Source organism: Wenyingzhuangia sp. IMCC45467 (assembly GCF_054111205.1).
This window is the reverse complement of record NZ_CM134196.1, coordinates 1094097-1110003: the sequence shown is the minus strand read 5'-3', so window position 1 is coordinate 1110003 and position 15907 is coordinate 1094097. Positions and strand designations below refer to the sequence as shown.

General features: G+C 29.5%; 10 protein-coding genes. 4 read left to right on the top strand and 6 right to left on the bottom strand.

Annotated elements, in window-relative coordinates:
• Positions 1-115 precede the first annotated feature (115 nt).
• The 3 genes from ACXGQT_RS04675 (at position 116) to ACXGQT_RS04665 (ending at position 5196) form a co-directional block, all read left to right on the top strand.
• Entirely contained in the window at positions 116-3022 is a 2907-nt protein-coding gene (locus tag ACXGQT_RS04675; protein ID WP_457830240.1) for a family 78 glycoside hydrolase catalytic domain, read from the top strand.
• 10 nt (positions 3023-3032) lie between these two features.
• Entirely contained in the window at positions 3033-4403 is a 1371-nt protein-coding gene (locus tag ACXGQT_RS04670) for a glycoside hydrolase family 28 protein (protein ID WP_457830239.1), read from the top strand.
• 406 nt (positions 4404-4809) lie between these two features.
• Positions 4810-5196, top strand: coding sequence for a hypothetical protein (locus ACXGQT_RS04665; protein WP_457830238.1), 387 nt, complete (start codon positions 4810-4812; stop codon positions 5194-5196).
• Between the two features lie 7 nt (positions 5197-5203).
• Here the strand turns inward: ACXGQT_RS04665 and ACXGQT_RS04660 are convergent, their stop codons facing one another.
• The 4 genes from ACXGQT_RS04660 to ACXGQT_RS04645 form a co-directional block, all read right to left on the bottom strand.
• On the bottom strand, positions 5204-6109 hold the full coding sequence (locus ACXGQT_RS04660; RefSeq protein ID WP_457830237.1) for a DUF5655 domain-containing protein: 906 nt from the start codon (positions 6107-6109) through the stop codon (positions 5204-5206).
• A gap of 10 nt (positions 6110-6119) precedes the next feature.
• A complete protein-coding gene (locus ACXGQT_RS04655; RefSeq protein ID WP_457830236.1) occupies positions 6120-8972 on the bottom strand; it encodes a type I restriction endonuclease subunit R in 2853 nt (950 codons plus the stop codon).
• A 50-nt stretch (positions 8973-9022) separates the two neighbouring features.
• On the bottom strand, positions 9023-10327 hold the full coding sequence (locus tag ACXGQT_RS04650) for a Fic family protein (protein WP_457830235.1): 1305 nt from the start codon (positions 10325-10327) through the stop codon (positions 9023-9025).
• Between the two features lie 512 nt (positions 10328-10839).
• A complete protein-coding gene (locus tag ACXGQT_RS04645; protein ID WP_457830234.1) occupies positions 10840-11766 on the bottom strand; it encodes a tyrosine-type recombinase/integrase in 927 nt (308 codons plus the stop codon).
• A 125-nt stretch (positions 11767-11891) separates the two neighbouring features.
• Between ACXGQT_RS04645 and ACXGQT_RS04640 the strand changes: the two genes are divergently transcribed.
• On the top strand, positions 11892-12962 hold the full coding sequence (locus tag ACXGQT_RS04640) for a restriction endonuclease subunit S (protein ID WP_457830233.1): 1071 nt from the start codon (positions 11892-11894) through the stop codon (positions 12960-12962).
• Here ACXGQT_RS04640 and ACXGQT_RS04635 read toward each other — a convergent pair.
• Both ACXGQT_RS04635 and ACXGQT_RS04630 read right to left on the bottom strand, forming a co-directional pair.
• Positions 12955-14175, bottom strand: coding sequence for a restriction endonuclease subunit S (locus ACXGQT_RS04635; RefSeq protein WP_457830232.1), 1221 nt, complete (start codon positions 14173-14175; stop codon positions 12955-12957). The two genes, ACXGQT_RS04640 and ACXGQT_RS04635, sit on opposite strands and share 8 nt — an antisense overlap.
• Before the next feature lie 41 nt (positions 14176-14216).
• The gene (locus ACXGQT_RS04630) at positions 14217-15821 is read right to left on the bottom strand and encodes a type I restriction-modification system subunit M (RefSeq protein ID WP_457830231.1); all 1605 of its coding nucleotides are present in this window, start codon (positions 15819-15821) and stop codon (positions 14217-14219) included.
• Between the last annotated feature and the right edge of the window lie 86 nt (positions 15822-15907).

The following is a 15907-nucleotide window of genomic DNA, read 5'->3' as shown; positions in this document are numbered from 1 at the left end:
GTTGTTGTCTTAAGTTTCTTAGCAACTATTATATTAACTATTATCATAGATTAAGTATAATATCTACATTCACTAATTATTGTTCTGTTTATTGTTTTATCAAACATTTTATTTAATGGATAAATTTTTTATTTTAATTTTCACCATCACTTTTATACAAATTAAAGCAGCTACCCCAGGCAGCCCCGCCGATTTAAAATGTTTTGATAAATTTAATCCTATTGGAACAGGAGACAAACCTTATTTTTCTTGGATTTTTAATGATCCTGATGATAATGAAATACAATCTGCCTATCAAATAATTATTTCAACAAACCCTAATATAAATAATACTGGAGAGGTTTGGGATAGTGGTATGATAGTTTCTAGAAAGCAAAATTATGTATATTATGATGGGGCTCAACTAGATGCTGCCAAGCAATATTATTGGAGGGTTAGAACATGGGATAAAGATGGTAATGTGGGTTCATACTCAAATACCTCATCATTTAGTACTGGGTTATTAACCAATAACGATTGGGTTAATGCTAAATGGATAAAACGAAATACAAGTGTTGAGGATGACTATACTTATTATAGAAAAACAACAACACTCCCTAATAAAACAATAAAAAAAGCAATTACTTACCTAAGTGCAAGTCATAGTTACGAACTTTATGTTAATGGAAAACTTGCAGGTAAGGGATACAATCATCATTATCCACAATACACCTACTATCAAGCATGGGATATTACTTCTTTAGTAAAAAACAATACAGATAATGTTATAGCCTGTTTAACACATTGGTATGAAGGTGGACAAGGACGTTCAACAAGTTCTAGAGGATTACTGTTAAAAACTATAATTGAATATTCTGATTCTTCAACTACTGTTATTGGTTCTGATAGTAGTTGGAAACAAACCCAAGCCAAACAATGGATTACAGGCCAACCCCAACGCAATGGTGAAGGAGTAGGTTTTATAGAAAAAATTGATAGTCGAGAAGTTATTCAAGATTGGAATATGATTGATTATAACGATGCTAACTGGTCATCAGCAATTGAAATTGGAAGTCATCCTACATCATTATGGACAAATACTTTAAGACCAGATTTAACAAGAGTTATAGAAGAAGAAATAAATCCAATATCGGTTAACAATATAGGAAATGGAGAATATGTTATAGACTTAGGTAAAGTATATTCTGGAAGTTTTAAAATTAATTTTACAGGAGGTACTTCTGGATCTATTATTAATATGTATGGCGGATTTGTTTTAAATAGTAATAATGGTAGTGTTTCTACCAGTAAAAATCAAAATACAAATTTGAATTTTATTTTTGTTCACAATGGAGAAAGTTCAGTTTTTTATCCAAATGTTTACTTAGGTATAAGGTATTTACAGGTTAAAAATGCCCCAAACACTTTAGATTTAACTAATGTAAGTTTTATTAGTAGACATTATGAATTAGATAAAACAAGATCTTCATTTGAATCTTCTAATACAATGCTTAATTCTGTTTGGAATTTAATGATTCATTCATTAATTGTAGGTTGTCAAGAAGGTTTTGTTGATACACCTACAAGAGAAAAAGGTCCCTTTTTAGGAGACAGTTGGTCTCAAGGAGTACCTAGTATGTCTGTAATGCATGATAGAATTATGAATTTAAGAGTGTTAAATGAATTTATTGACTCACAAGATCAATATTGGTCAGATGGACGGTTAAATGCCGTGTACCCTAATGTAGATGGAGGTAGAGATATTCCTGACTATACTCAATCTTTTTTAGTTTGGGTATGGGATTATTATATGCAAACAGGTCATTTAGAGTTTCTTAAAGAAAATTATTTAAAACTAAAAAAAATAGCGAATTATGTTGATAATCATATAGATTCAAACACAGGTTTGGTTCACAATCTTAGTGGTGGAAATGGAGATTATAGATATGGAATTATAGATTGGCCAAAAAGCATGCGTTATGGTTACGATATGTCTGTTTCTTCAAGAACTGTTATTGATGCATATGCTTATATAGATTTTGAAATTATGTCAAAAATTGCAGAAGTGTTAGATAATGAATCTGACAGCACCCTATATAAAATTAAAGCCAATAATATAAAAAATGCGATTAACACACATTTAATCAATAGTGATGGTGTTTATACAGATGGATTATCAACCCCCACCTCTATTAGTAGTCATGTTTCACAGCATGCTAATATTATGCCTATGGCATTAAATATAGTTCCTCAAGAATTTTTTAATAGTGTTACTACCGAAATAAAAAAACAGAAAATGAGTGTGGGAATGGTTTCTCTAAGATGGTTACCCGAAGCACTAGGAAAAGCAAATGAAGGAGAACATTTAATCGATTTATACACGAATACTACCTGGGATGGTTGGGCTAAAAACATTACACAAGGAGCAACTGTTACTTGGGAATCTTGGAATGCTTATGATAACAATGAAAGTATGTCACATCCATGGGGAGCTGTAGGGTTACTAGGCATACAAAATTATATATTAGGAATTAAACCGTTATCGCCTCAACACGATTTAATAGAAATAAAACCACTTTGTTTTGGTAATAAACTTACATATGCAAAAGGAATATATCCCACTGATAAAGGAGATATTTATGTAGAATGGAACTCTAATGAGAATGATTTTACTTTAAAAGTAAATATACCAGATAATATGATAGCTAAAATATATTTACCAAAATGTAATAATGAATTCCTTTTAATTGGTGATGTAGGTTCAGGGAATTATGTTTTTAGTTTAAAAGATCAACTTTCTAATAAAAATGTAAATAGAGAAAAAAAAATAAAATTTTTTCCTAACCCAACCTCTAAAGAAATTTTTTTAAACAACACTTTTAACGGTAGTATAGAAATATATAATACATCTGGTAAATTATTAAATAAAATTAATGGCATCAATATAAGTAACATTGATTTAAGTGGATTTACTAAAGGTGTTTATATTTTAAAATTTATAAATAAAATAAAAATAGAAACACATAAAATAATATTAAAATAAACATTTATATATGAATAAATTACATAAAACAGCTCTTGTTATATTTTTAATTTCTATTATTTCATTTGGACAGACCATTGAGAATAAGATAAAAACAAATTCAATAATTGTTAAGGCACCGTTTGAAATGCCTGATATTATAACACCAGATTTTAAAAATTGTAAAGTTTATCCTATCACGGAGTTTGGAGCCATTCCCAACAATAAAACAGCCAATAGTAATGCTATTAAAAAAGCAATTGACGAAGCACATAAAGCAGGAGGCGGTATTGTTGTAATTCCAAAAGGAGAATGGATAACCAAAGCCATTCATTTAAAAAGTCATATAAACCTACATTTAAGCAAAGGAGCAACTCTTTTGTTTTCTGAAAATCCTAAAGATTATTTGCCTGCTGTGCACAGTACATGGGAAGGAATGGAATGTTATAATTACTCACCATTAATTTATGCATATCAATGTAAAAATATAGCCATTACAGGAACAGGGACGTTAAAAGCTAAAATGGATGTTTGGAAAACATGGTTTTCTAGACCCAAAGCACACATGGATAACCTTAAAAAGCTATATAATTTTTCTGCATACAACACCCCTGTAAAAGAAAGACAAATGGCAGATAGTAATGCTAACTTTAGACCACAGTTTATACAATTAAATAGATGTGAGAATATTTTATTGGATGGCTTTTCTATAAAAAACAGTCCTTTTTGGACCATACATCCGTATTTGTCAAAAAATATTATTATTAAAAATTTAAATGTGTATGCCCATGGTCATAATAATGATGGGGTTGATCCTGAAATGAGTCAGAACATTTTAATTGAAAATTGTGTGTTTGACCAAGGAGATGATGCTATTGCCATTAAATCAGGTAGAAATCAAGAAGCTTGGAGAATAAATACTCCTTCAAAAAATATAGTGATGAGAAATTGTACCATGGTTAATGGACATCAATTATTGGCTATTGGTAGTGAGTTGTCTGGTGGGGTAGAAAATGTATTTGTTAAAAACTGTAATGTAGCTAAGGGAGCTAGTATGTTTCACCTTGTCTATATAAAAACCAACGAAAGAAGAGGTGGGTATGTAAAAAACATCTTTGTTGAAAATATCAATTCTGGAAGCATTAGAAACGGAATACTTGGTATAGAAACCGATGTATTGTATCAATGGAGAAACCTAGTGCCTACGATAGAAAAAAAATTAACCCCTATACACGATATTCACCTTACCAATATAAAAGCTTCTAAAGCTAAATACCTTTCTAAACTAACAGGTCAGGATGATTTGTATATTAAAAATATTTTCTTAAAAAATGTTGTTTTAGATTCGTTTACAGACCAAAAACACATTCATCAAAACGTGATGAATGTTATAGAAGAGTAGTAAAAAAGTGTTAGAGTTAATTCTAATAAGTAAAAAATGGCCCTGGGTTTGTAATCAATAATTTCTGGTAATCTTGCTATAACACCATCAGTAACATCACCAACTATACCTCTATTTTTAATATTTGTAGTGTTGAATTTTTCGTTCCTATCTCTGCCTAATTGTGTTAAACTGTTTCCTAAAAAACAATATCCCTTTTACGTAATGGATTTTTTTTGAAATGTATTATACTTTATTTATAATTTTTATCCGTCCAATCGTTATGATAACTGATAATCGTGTTTTCATTTAGATAGCGTTTGGTGTTTTGTTTATTATTGATTGTAGAACAGCCAACTATAAAGACTACCTAAAATAATTAATATTATTTTAGGTAGTCTTTATAGTAAAATCTTCATCTAAAATTGTGTTAAATCATTATAGAGCAATATTGTTGTTTAAATCTAGACCTGATACTTATCAAATATTTGAAGATATTACTATTGAAAACATTACTGGTAAATGTAAAGAGATCATTAGTGTTAGTTCATGGAAACAATTTTTTGATATGAAAAATGTAGAAGAACAACCCTACTGTATTATCAAAAACATCAATTTTAATAATATAAATATTGATTGTCAGTCGATTGGATCTATAAATGGAAATCCGAAAGACCGAGTTTCAAATATCAATTTTAAAAACTTGAATATTAAAGCAAAAAAAAACGGAATTAACACGTCTATTAAAGGCATTAATACAGAAAATGTATTTATTAATGGAGAATTATATAATTATAAAAGAGATAACTACTAAAATTTATTTATAAAGTTTGCTTGATAAGACTCATAATATACTCCAAATCTTTAGTATTGGTTACTATGGTTTCATAATCTCCATTTCCCCAATGTCCTGTATTGGAAACATCACGCATGATTCCTCTTGCATCGTCTAATTGTCCTTTGTTTAAGTTGATGAACAATTTTAATCCTTTTTTAAGTATTACAATATCACAGAGGTTTTTCTCTTTTTTAAAGGCTATGTATAGTTTATTGGCCATTATATCAATGTCATCAGCTAAGTGTAATATTGCTTCTTTAAAAGTTTCGTATAACTCTGTGATTTCTTCTGATTTATTAGCTAAATGTTCTTCTTCTGTATATACTTTTATTTCTTTAGTTACCGATTGAAGTTGGCTATTAGATGCTGTAATGGGTTTTATGCTTTCGGCAGATTTTGATTTTTTTATAGGATTGATGCTGATTAAATTATTCTGATACTTTTTTATTTCCCATAGTTCTATAGCAATGTCTTTAAAATTGGTGGCTGCTTTTTGATTCTCTGTAAAACTTGTAGACACAAACATAACTCTAGTTTGACTCCAATCAACCTCATTACGTTTTAAGTTAGATTTTAAAGTTTCATTGTATTCAACTATAAAATCTGCTTTGTTTTCTAGCATTAAACTTAAATAGGTAAAACCTTGATCTACCACGCTGCTGTTTTTACTCCTTTTGTATTCTATAATAATAAAAGCGTTGGACTCCTTATCAAAAGCTAGTGTATCAATTCGTTTGTTTTTAATAGAAAACTCCGATTTCACCAATTGTAAGTTTGTTACTGCATAAAGGTTTTGCTCAAAAACATGCTGTATTTCACTTTCCAGTCTAAAAGGAACTTCTTTAAAACTATGCAACTCATTCTTTTTATTTACCGCGTATAAATTCATTTTCTACTTTTTAACTATCAATACCATTAATAAAAGTTTTGATAAAGTCCTTAATTTTTAATGTAATTCTGTTGCTTATTGACTCACGTTGGAGTACGCTTGGTTGTTTTTCTAAAGCATCAATTACCTCATCTTCTGTAGCCATTCTACCTGTAAACAAAAAATCGTTAATGATGTTTTCTATTTTATCGTGTTTTAGGGCTTCAGTAGTACTTAATTCTTGTAAGGCTTTTTGGGTTTCTAACTTCCAGTATTTTTTAAACTCTTCTTCAATTACTTCACTATCGTTTATTTTTGGAAGATTATTTTGGATGAATTTTTCGATTAAATCTTTCTTACTTCTTAATTCAGATTCTCCAGCTATTAAATCTATAATCTGTTTTTTCTGTTTTGCTTGGTCTTTTGGTTTTGCATCTTTTAATTGTGCTAAAAGCTTCATGATGTACGTTACATTAATTTCATCATGATGTATTAACTCTAGTTCAAAATCAATTTCATCTAAAATAGATACCGATTCTTTTTGATGATTTGTTTTTATCTTATCATAAAGATCTAAGTATTTACTTGTATAGTCTGCAAATTCCTGCTCTTTCATATAAGTATCCTCAAATGTAAATTCGATAAATGATGATAGTATATTTTTTAATCGCATGAGTTCTCTAAAAGCTTTTGCAAATTCTAGTTCATCTTCTTCGGTAACCAAATCGTTAACACTATCTATTGTTGGAGCAATACTCATTAACACCTTATAAGCTTCATTGAATTTCTTTACTTGTTCTTCATATGGCTCTATTATTATAGTTTCTTTAGCGTTTTTATCTGAAAACAATGCAATGGCATCATCTGTGTTTTGCTTTAGGTTACGGAAGGCTAATATGTTTCCTTGTGATTTCTTTTCGTTTAATATTCTATTGGTACGAGAATAGGCTTGAATTAAACCGTGATAATTTAAATTTTTATCAACATATAATGTATTTAATGACTTGCTGTCAAATCCTGTTAAAAACATATTAACCACTAATAATATGTCTATTTGTTTGTTCTTAACTCTTTTAGAAATATCCTTTTTATAGTTTAGAAAAGCAACTCCATCCTTAGCGGAATGTTTAGATTTGAATTGATGATTGTAATCTGCTACATACTCATCTAATTTATCTTTATGTGGTATTTTACCATAAAAATCTGATGGTTCAGCCGCCATAGACATCTCAGGAAAATCTTCTTCTAGTATTTCTCCATTTGCCGAGGCATCATCGGGATTGGGAGCATATGAAAAAATAGTCGCCAAATTTAAACGATGTTCTCCAGCTTGTTTTTTGGATTTAAATAACTCGTAATATTTTATAAGAATATCTACACTGCTTACACAAAACATTGCTGTAAACGTTCTGTGATGTGTTTTACGGTTGTGGTTTGCAATAATATAGTTTGTAATGGTATTTATATACTCATCACTTTCATAAACCTCTTGTTTATTTATATCTTCTACTTTGGTGTCTTCTACACCATTTTTAGATTTAAACACGTTATAATACTCTATGGAGAATTTTAATACATTTTCATCTCTAATAGCATCTGTGATTACATATTTGTGTAAACAATCATTGAATAGATTAGCTGTAGTTTGCTTAATACTCTTTTTACTAATGGCATTTTTTACAAATATTGGTGTTCCCGTAAAACCAAATAATTGATGATTTGTAAAGAAGTTTACAATACGCTTGTGTGTATCTCCAAATTGTGAACGATGACATTCATCAAAAATAAACACTATTTTTTCATCTTTTAAAACTTCTATTTGTTTTCTGAATTTGGCCTTTGAGATTGCACTATTAAGTTTTTGAATAGTAGTCACTAATAAAGGTCTGTTGTTGTCTAAAAATTGATTGATTAACATTTTGGTGTTCTCAGTACCATCAATACTGTCTTTATCAAATGCTTTAAACTCTCTTACGGTTTGGTCATCTAAATCTTGTCTATCTACAACAAATACTACTTTTTTAATTTTAGGATTATGCGTTAGTATTTGACTTGCTTTGAACGAAGTAAGTGTTTTACCCGAACCTGTAGTATGCCATATATAACCATTTTTATCAGAATTTTTTACCCTATCAATAATTGATTCTACTGCAAAAAATTGATAGGGTCTTAATACCATTAAATTTTTATCACTTTCATGCAATACAATATACTTAGTTATCATTTTAGCGATATGACAAGGCTCTAAAAAGATGTTTGCAAAAGACTCTAATTGTGTGATTTTTTTATTCTTTTCATCTCCCCAGAACGAAGTAAACTTAAAACTTTGCTTTTGGCTATTTGCATAATACTTGGTATCTACACCATTACTTATGACAAATATTTGTACGTAATTAAATAATGCATTATTAGAAGCAAACGATTCTTTTTGATAACGTTGTATTTGATTAAAAGCTTCTTTAAGCTCAATACCTCTACGCTTTAATTCAATTTGTACCAACGGCAACCCGTTGATAAGAATGGTTACATCATAACGGTTTTCTCTTTTACCGTTAATGGTTACTTGATTGGTTACTTGAAATTGATTTTGACACCAGAAATCCTGATTGATAAACTCTATATAAGCTTTCTCTCCATTGTCTTTTTGTAGTACATATTTATCTCGTAAGGTTTTTGCTTTATCAAAGATATTCCCTTTAGATAAGTGTATGACTATTCTATCAAATTCTGAAGCTGTAAAGATTGTATTGTTGTGTTTTTCTAACTGTAATTTTAGATTTTTTAACAAGTCGTCTTCAGTTTTAATAATCACCGATTTATGACCTAGTGCTATTAATTGATTTATTAAGTTATTTTCTAATACTTGTTCTGGTTGTATTGTCATTCTTTCTTTTTCCTTTGAAAACTCAGAGATTCTAGTTAAATATCGGAGTTTTAATCTATTTTATTTTCTTTTAACAAAGCATTAAACTGTTCAGATTTCACATAATTACGTTTTACTTTATTAACCTGTACAACAGTTAAATAACCCAAATCGACCAGTCCATTTAAGTCTGTTCTTGCCGTATAATCTGAAACCGTAAATCTATTCTGAATTTCTTTTGTATTAAACACAATCTCAGCATTATCATAAACAGCTTTTAAAATTTGTGCTTGTCTTTCATTTACAAAAGGTATCTTTACAAAGTGAGCTATCTGTAAATTTTCTTGCTGTTTAGATTGTATATAATTCTTTAACGCTTCAAACGCTTTTTCCATTACTTGTAAATTATAAGTAATAAAATAAGATAAATCATTTTCATCTTCCTCTGTATACAAATATGCTTTTTCATACTGAGCTTTAGAGGTCTGAATAATTTTAGAAATTGACATATACTCTGTTAACCAATATCCTTTTTTTAATAAATACCAGTAAAACAATGCTCTTGCTGTTCTTCCGTTACCATCGACAAACGGATGGATCCATCCAATCATAAAATGAATAATGATCCCTTTTAGTAGAGGATGTACAAAATCGTTTTCATGATCATGATTAAAAAACACACACAAATCATTTATATATTTTTCTATTTTTTTATCCTCAGGAGGAGTGTGTACTACCTCACTGTTTACATGATTTACAATATAAATATCGTTTGAACTTCTAAAAGCACCTTCATCTTCTTTTTTATCTAATGTTTTGTTCGCTACTAATTGATGTAAATACAGTAAGTTTTCAGGAGTTAATTCATCATTTTTATTCGCAACAATGTGTTTAATTGTGATGTAATTGTTCACAATCATTTGTTCAGATTTGTTATTAGGTTTTTGTTCCTTTCTTAACATTTCTTTAGCACGTTTTCTAGTCGTATTAGCACCTTCCATTTGACTACTAGAAATAGCCTCTTCCATAATAGAACTTACCAAATAACGTGTTTTATCCTTTTCTGGCACCACACTAGTTGCCCCCATATATCCCCCAATATTCATATCAAACTGATGTAGTACTCTTTGTATATAATCTGTTATGGCATAAGAAAATATGGTATCTCCAAAAGTGATGATACTTCTTTTTGCCATTCTGCTAAACTTAACTACAGACCATAACTCTACACTTGATAATGTGGTTTTTTGATATTTAATTTTATCCCAATAATAGTAATGATCGTTAATTTTTTTTAACAACTTTTCTAGATCTGGGTCTGTAACATATTTGAGTAGTTTTGCACTAAAACTAAATTTGGGTGATTTTTCTAACATGATAATCCTGTTAAGGATTACTAAACTACTAAAAACTCCGATATTTTAAAAGAATCTCGGAGTTTTTAGTGGTTTTTATTTTTTCCAAAGTGGTTCGTCTTGCCAGTTTGGTTTTATTCCAAGTGGATTAAAATTTGTAAGTAAAGTTGAAAAAACTAAAGACTATAAAAGCAAAAGCCCCGCCTTTGACGTTGTTCTTATGATGTATTGAGGTGCGTACTGTTGCTGGAGATTATAACGTTTATCCTCTAAATTACGATTAAATTTAATGAACCTTGAATATTATTAATAATATCGAATTTAATTTTATGTGTCTAAAATGTGTTCTCGATACATCCCGAAACGAGTTCGGGACACTCGAACTGACAAGGTTCTCGATACATCCCGATAAGAGTTCGGACACTCGAACTGACAAGGTTCTCAATACATCCCGAAACGAGTTCGGACACACTAACTGATAAGGTTCTCAATACATCCCGAAATGAGTTTGGGACACTCCGAACTGACACTTATCATTTTAAAGCACGAAACATTTGATTGATGGCTTTTTTCTTTTGTTCTGTGTTAGGGTGTACGTATAAATTAAGTGTAGTGCTTATGTTGGAATGCCCCAAAAGTACACTCACCGTTTTATAATCACATTTACTTTCTATGCAACGGGTAGCAAAACTATGTCTTAGTCCATGAAATTTTAGATTGGGCATGTTTAGCTCTGTCATTAAATTTTTATAATAGTTTCTGTAGGTTCTAGGTTCTGTGGGTTTGGCTTCGTTGGTGAGTACATAATAATTAGGATTCACCACTTTTTTAAGAGATTTCATTTTGCTAATTAAAGATCTGTTTATAGGTACTTCTCTTATGGAGTTTTTTGTTTTTGGGGTGTCTATTAATAGCTCTGTTTTTCTGATTCCGTTTTCTATGGTATAAATGCGTTGAATGGTTTTGTTTACCGATATTAAACCATCTAGTTCATCAATGTCTTTCCATTGTAAAGCACATATTTCTCCTATTCGTAAACCCGTACTTAAACACAAATACACTCCGAAATTCTTAAAAGTAAAGTGTTCTTGAATGTGATTCATAATTTTTATTTGCTCTGAACGTGATAAGATTTCAAGCTTTTGATTAATTCGTGGTGTAGGAAACTGCAATTCAAAAGATGTGTAAGTGGTGTACTTATGTTTTGCTCCGTATTTTAAAATCATTTTTAACACAATTAAAATGTCTCTGATTGTTTTATGACTTAAGCCTTGTTCTATTTTTTGCAACACAAAAGCCTGAACTTCTGCTTCTTCTATTATTGAATGATTCCCAAATACAGGAAGTATATGGTTTTCTGTAAGCAATACATAGGCCGAAGTGGTAGATTTTTTCACATATTGTTTTTTGTCTGTTATCCACAGTTTACTGATCTCTTGAATGTTTTTTTGATTGTTCATTTTTTTTTGATTTGATTAAAAACTCAAATCTAAAGCCTTAAAGATTAATCTTCACTGAATAGACTAAAGGATAAAAACTATCCTCAATCTAACCTAAAAGGATTTTTTTGTGTATTGTTCCTAATTTGAGATTTTCTAAGCTAGAGGGAAGTTGGAAAGAAATAAAAATTGGAGAAATATTAAAAATAGGAAGCGGTAAAGACTATAAACATTTAGAGAATGGTATTATACCTGTATATGGGACAGGAGGATATATGACTTCTGTTGATGACTATCTTTATAGTGGAGAAACTGTTTGTATTGGAAGAAAAGGTACTATAGATAAACCTTTTTATTATTATGGTAAGCTTTGGACAGTAGACACTTTATTCTATACACATTCTTTTAAAAATATCATACCTAAGTTTTTATTTTATGTTTTTGAACAGATTAATTGGTTAAAATACAATGAAGCATCAGGAGTACCAAGTTTATCAAAAAAGACAATAGAACAAATAAAAATTATAATACCAGAAATAGAAGAACAAAAGCGAATTTCTATTTTACTTTCATTAATCGACAATCGAATCTCTACCCAAAACAAAATACTAGAGGATTATGAATTGTTGAAGAAAGGTATGATGCAAAAACTTTTTAAACAAGAATTTAGATTTAAGGATAAAAAAAATGAATCTTTTCCAAACTGGAAAACAACTAAACTAGATAATGTTGTTGATATTGTAAAAGGAAAACAATTAAACAAAGAGTTATTAACTGAGAAAGATATTTACCCATGTCAAAATGGAGGAATTGAACCATCAGGGTTTACAAATATGTATAATACATTAGAGAATACAATAACAATAAGTGAAGGAGGTAATTCTTGTGGTTATGTAAATTATATGCAAACTAAGTTTTGGTGTGGTGGGCATTGCTATTCATTACTTAATATTAAAAATAATGTAGTCAATAAATTTTTATATCAATATTTAAAGTTTTATCAAACTAAAATTATGTCTTTACGTGTTGGTTCTGGGCTACCAAATATTCAAAAAAAAGATATTGTAAATTTAAAAATATCAATTCCATGTCATGAAGAACAACAAAAAATAGCAAACATATTATCCGCAATAGATGCTAAAATAACCTTAGAAACCAAATTGTTGGAGCAATATAAAAGTCAAAAAAAATATTTATTACAGAACCTATTTATATAAATAAATTTTGGAGTAGATATTTTTTTTGCTGTTGGTATTGCTCTAAAACAGATTTCTCTTTATTTATTTTTTCATCAATCGAAGAAAGAAAATTAGCAATTTTAGTTTGCTCAGTTAAAGAGGGTAAATTTATTTTAAATTTTGAAAAATCTGTTTTATTTATAATAGGTAATGTCGTAGTAGATTGTGTAGCTTTTATTTTTGGAGTTAAATTTAATAATGCGTAATAAACAAATTCATTTGAATATTCACCTTTAACAATTAAAGAATTAATCTGCTGATTTGAAATAGAAAGATTCTTTGTTATAGTAATCTTTCCAATAGATGCAATACATGTGTACAAAATAGCTCCTTTAGGTAGTATTTTGATGCTTTCAGTTTCTTTAACTTTTCTAGACGTTTTAATTTGATACTTTTCTCCTTCAATTATATCGGTAGGTGTTACAAAATCAATATTACCGTTCCATAGTTTTTTATCAGAGGTTTTAGGTGTTTTTCCTGTTATAATTTCACCTATTTCACTTAGTTTTTTACTTACCCAATCCGGAAACTCATTTCCTTCATCATTTTTAAAACGTAATTTCTGAGAAAAAATATCTTGAACCAAACCAGACATTAAGGATTCTATGGATTGAATTATTTTGATTTGGGTAGAGATGCGATTGTCAATAGTTATCAGAAAATAAGCTAACTTATTTTGTTCCTTTTCTAGGGGTATGCAAAGGTTTAATTTAGAAAGTTGTTTTGAGTATAAATGGACTACAGAAGAGCCTTGTGCTAAGCTTGCTATTTCATTTCTTTTTTTAGAATTTAAATAATATGATAAAAACACACCATTTATATCTGTTTTTATAATATTTAAATCTCCTCCTAAAGCAATTCCAGATTTAATTACACAAGAAGCTTTAGCTATATCTATAGGTGTTTCTCCAGATGATGGAATAATAACATCATTTTTTTTACTGATTACTAGTTTAGATTCTTCAATATTTGTAGTTGAGAGAACTCTATCAATAACTTCTGAATAATCCGTATATAATTCTCCATATCTAATACATTTCGTAGTTCCATTTTCTACTATATCCAACTTTGAAATTCCTTTTCCTTTTGAAAACTGTGCAATTTCCCCTAGTTTTTGAGGTTGCCAATCTCCTTTAAAATTTGGAAATCTCAAATTAGGAACATTAGCTACAGTCTTATTATTTTTTGCCATCTTGATTGTTATTTTACTTAATTAATTAGGATTAAGGATTTTTATAGGCTTGAAAAATTCAATCCTAGTTCTTTAAAATAACCATCAATTTCTGTGTCTAATGCTCCTCTTTGGGCTTCCAATTCTTTTATGTTTGCCATTACTGCATGTATGTCTACTGGTTCCTCTTCTTCAAAGGTATCTACATACCTAGGAATGTTAAGATTGTAATCGTTCTCTGCAATTTCAGACAATGGAGCTCTGTAACTAAATTTCTCAATTTCTTTACGTTCTTTATACGTATCTACAATTTTAGCAATGTGTTTAGGTAGTAGTTTATTTTGATTTCCTTGTTTTTCAAATTCTTTAGAAGCATCTATAAATAAGACATCTTCGTTTACTTCTCTACATTTTTTTACCACCAAAATACACGTTGGAATACTGGTTCCAAAAAAGATGTTTGCCGGCAAACCAATTACAGCATCAATATAATTTCTATCTTCTATTAAGTATTTACGAATATGTCCTTCTGCCGCTCCTCTAAACAAAACACCGTGAGGTAATACACAGGCCATGATTCCATTATCATCTAAATGATGTATCATGTGTTGTACAAAAGCAAAATCAGCCTTGGTCTTTGGAGCTAATTTTCCGTATTGACTAAACCTGTCATCTGAAGCAAAAATAGGTTTGGCAGACCATGAAGCTGAAAAAGGAGGATTGGCTACTATAGCCTCCGCTTTTAATTCCATTTCCATGTGCTGGGGTTCTTCTAAGGTGTCCTCTTGTTTAAGGTCGAATTTAGAAAAATGAACATCGTGTAAAATCATGTTCATGCGCGCTAAGTTGTAGGTAGTTCTGTTTAATTCTTGACCGTAGAAAAAACCTACATCTTTAACTTCCTTTTTTACTCTTAGCAATAAAGACCCCGAACCACAAGTAGGATCGTAAACAGACCTAATACGTGTTTTACGAGAAGTTACAATTTTAGCTAAAATGGTAGACACTTGTTGAGGTGTGTAAAATTCACCAGCTTTTTTACCTGCACCTGCAGCAAACTCACCAATTAAATATTCATAAGCATCTCCTAATAAATCACTTTCTGTATCTTCTAATTTAAAATCAATTTGGTTTAAGTGACTTAATATTTTGGCAATGATTTCATTTTGAGCTTTTACGGTTCTTCCTAACTTAGAAGATGTTAAATCTAAATCTTCAAACAAACGTACAAAATCATCCTCAGAATCTGTACCCATGGTACTTTGTTCAATATTGTTTAGAATACGCTCTAAATCTTCTATGATGAAATAGTTTACCGCTTCATCATTTTCATTGATTTGTAAATTATTTAAGTTTTCTCCTTTGTTGGCAATACTTGTAAACAATTCTGAAGGTTTTAAGAAATACCCTAAATTTTTGACACAAGCTTTTTTTACGTGTTCTACATATAATTTTCCCTCCTCAGAATTTTCATCTAATGTTTCATATTCCAGGTTGTCAGGTTTTAAAATATTATCAGCATATAAATGTAATTTTTCTGATAAATACTTGAAGAATATAAAACCTAAGATATAATTTCTATAATCATCGGCATCCATTTTACCTCTTAATAGGTTTGCAATCGCCCATAATTGTTTTTCTAATATTCTTTTTTGTTCTTCTGACATTTGCAATTATTTGATTTGAGTTGCTAAATATACAAAGTAGTATGGTATGAATTGTTAGAGATTCATGGTAAAAGGTAAAAGATTTG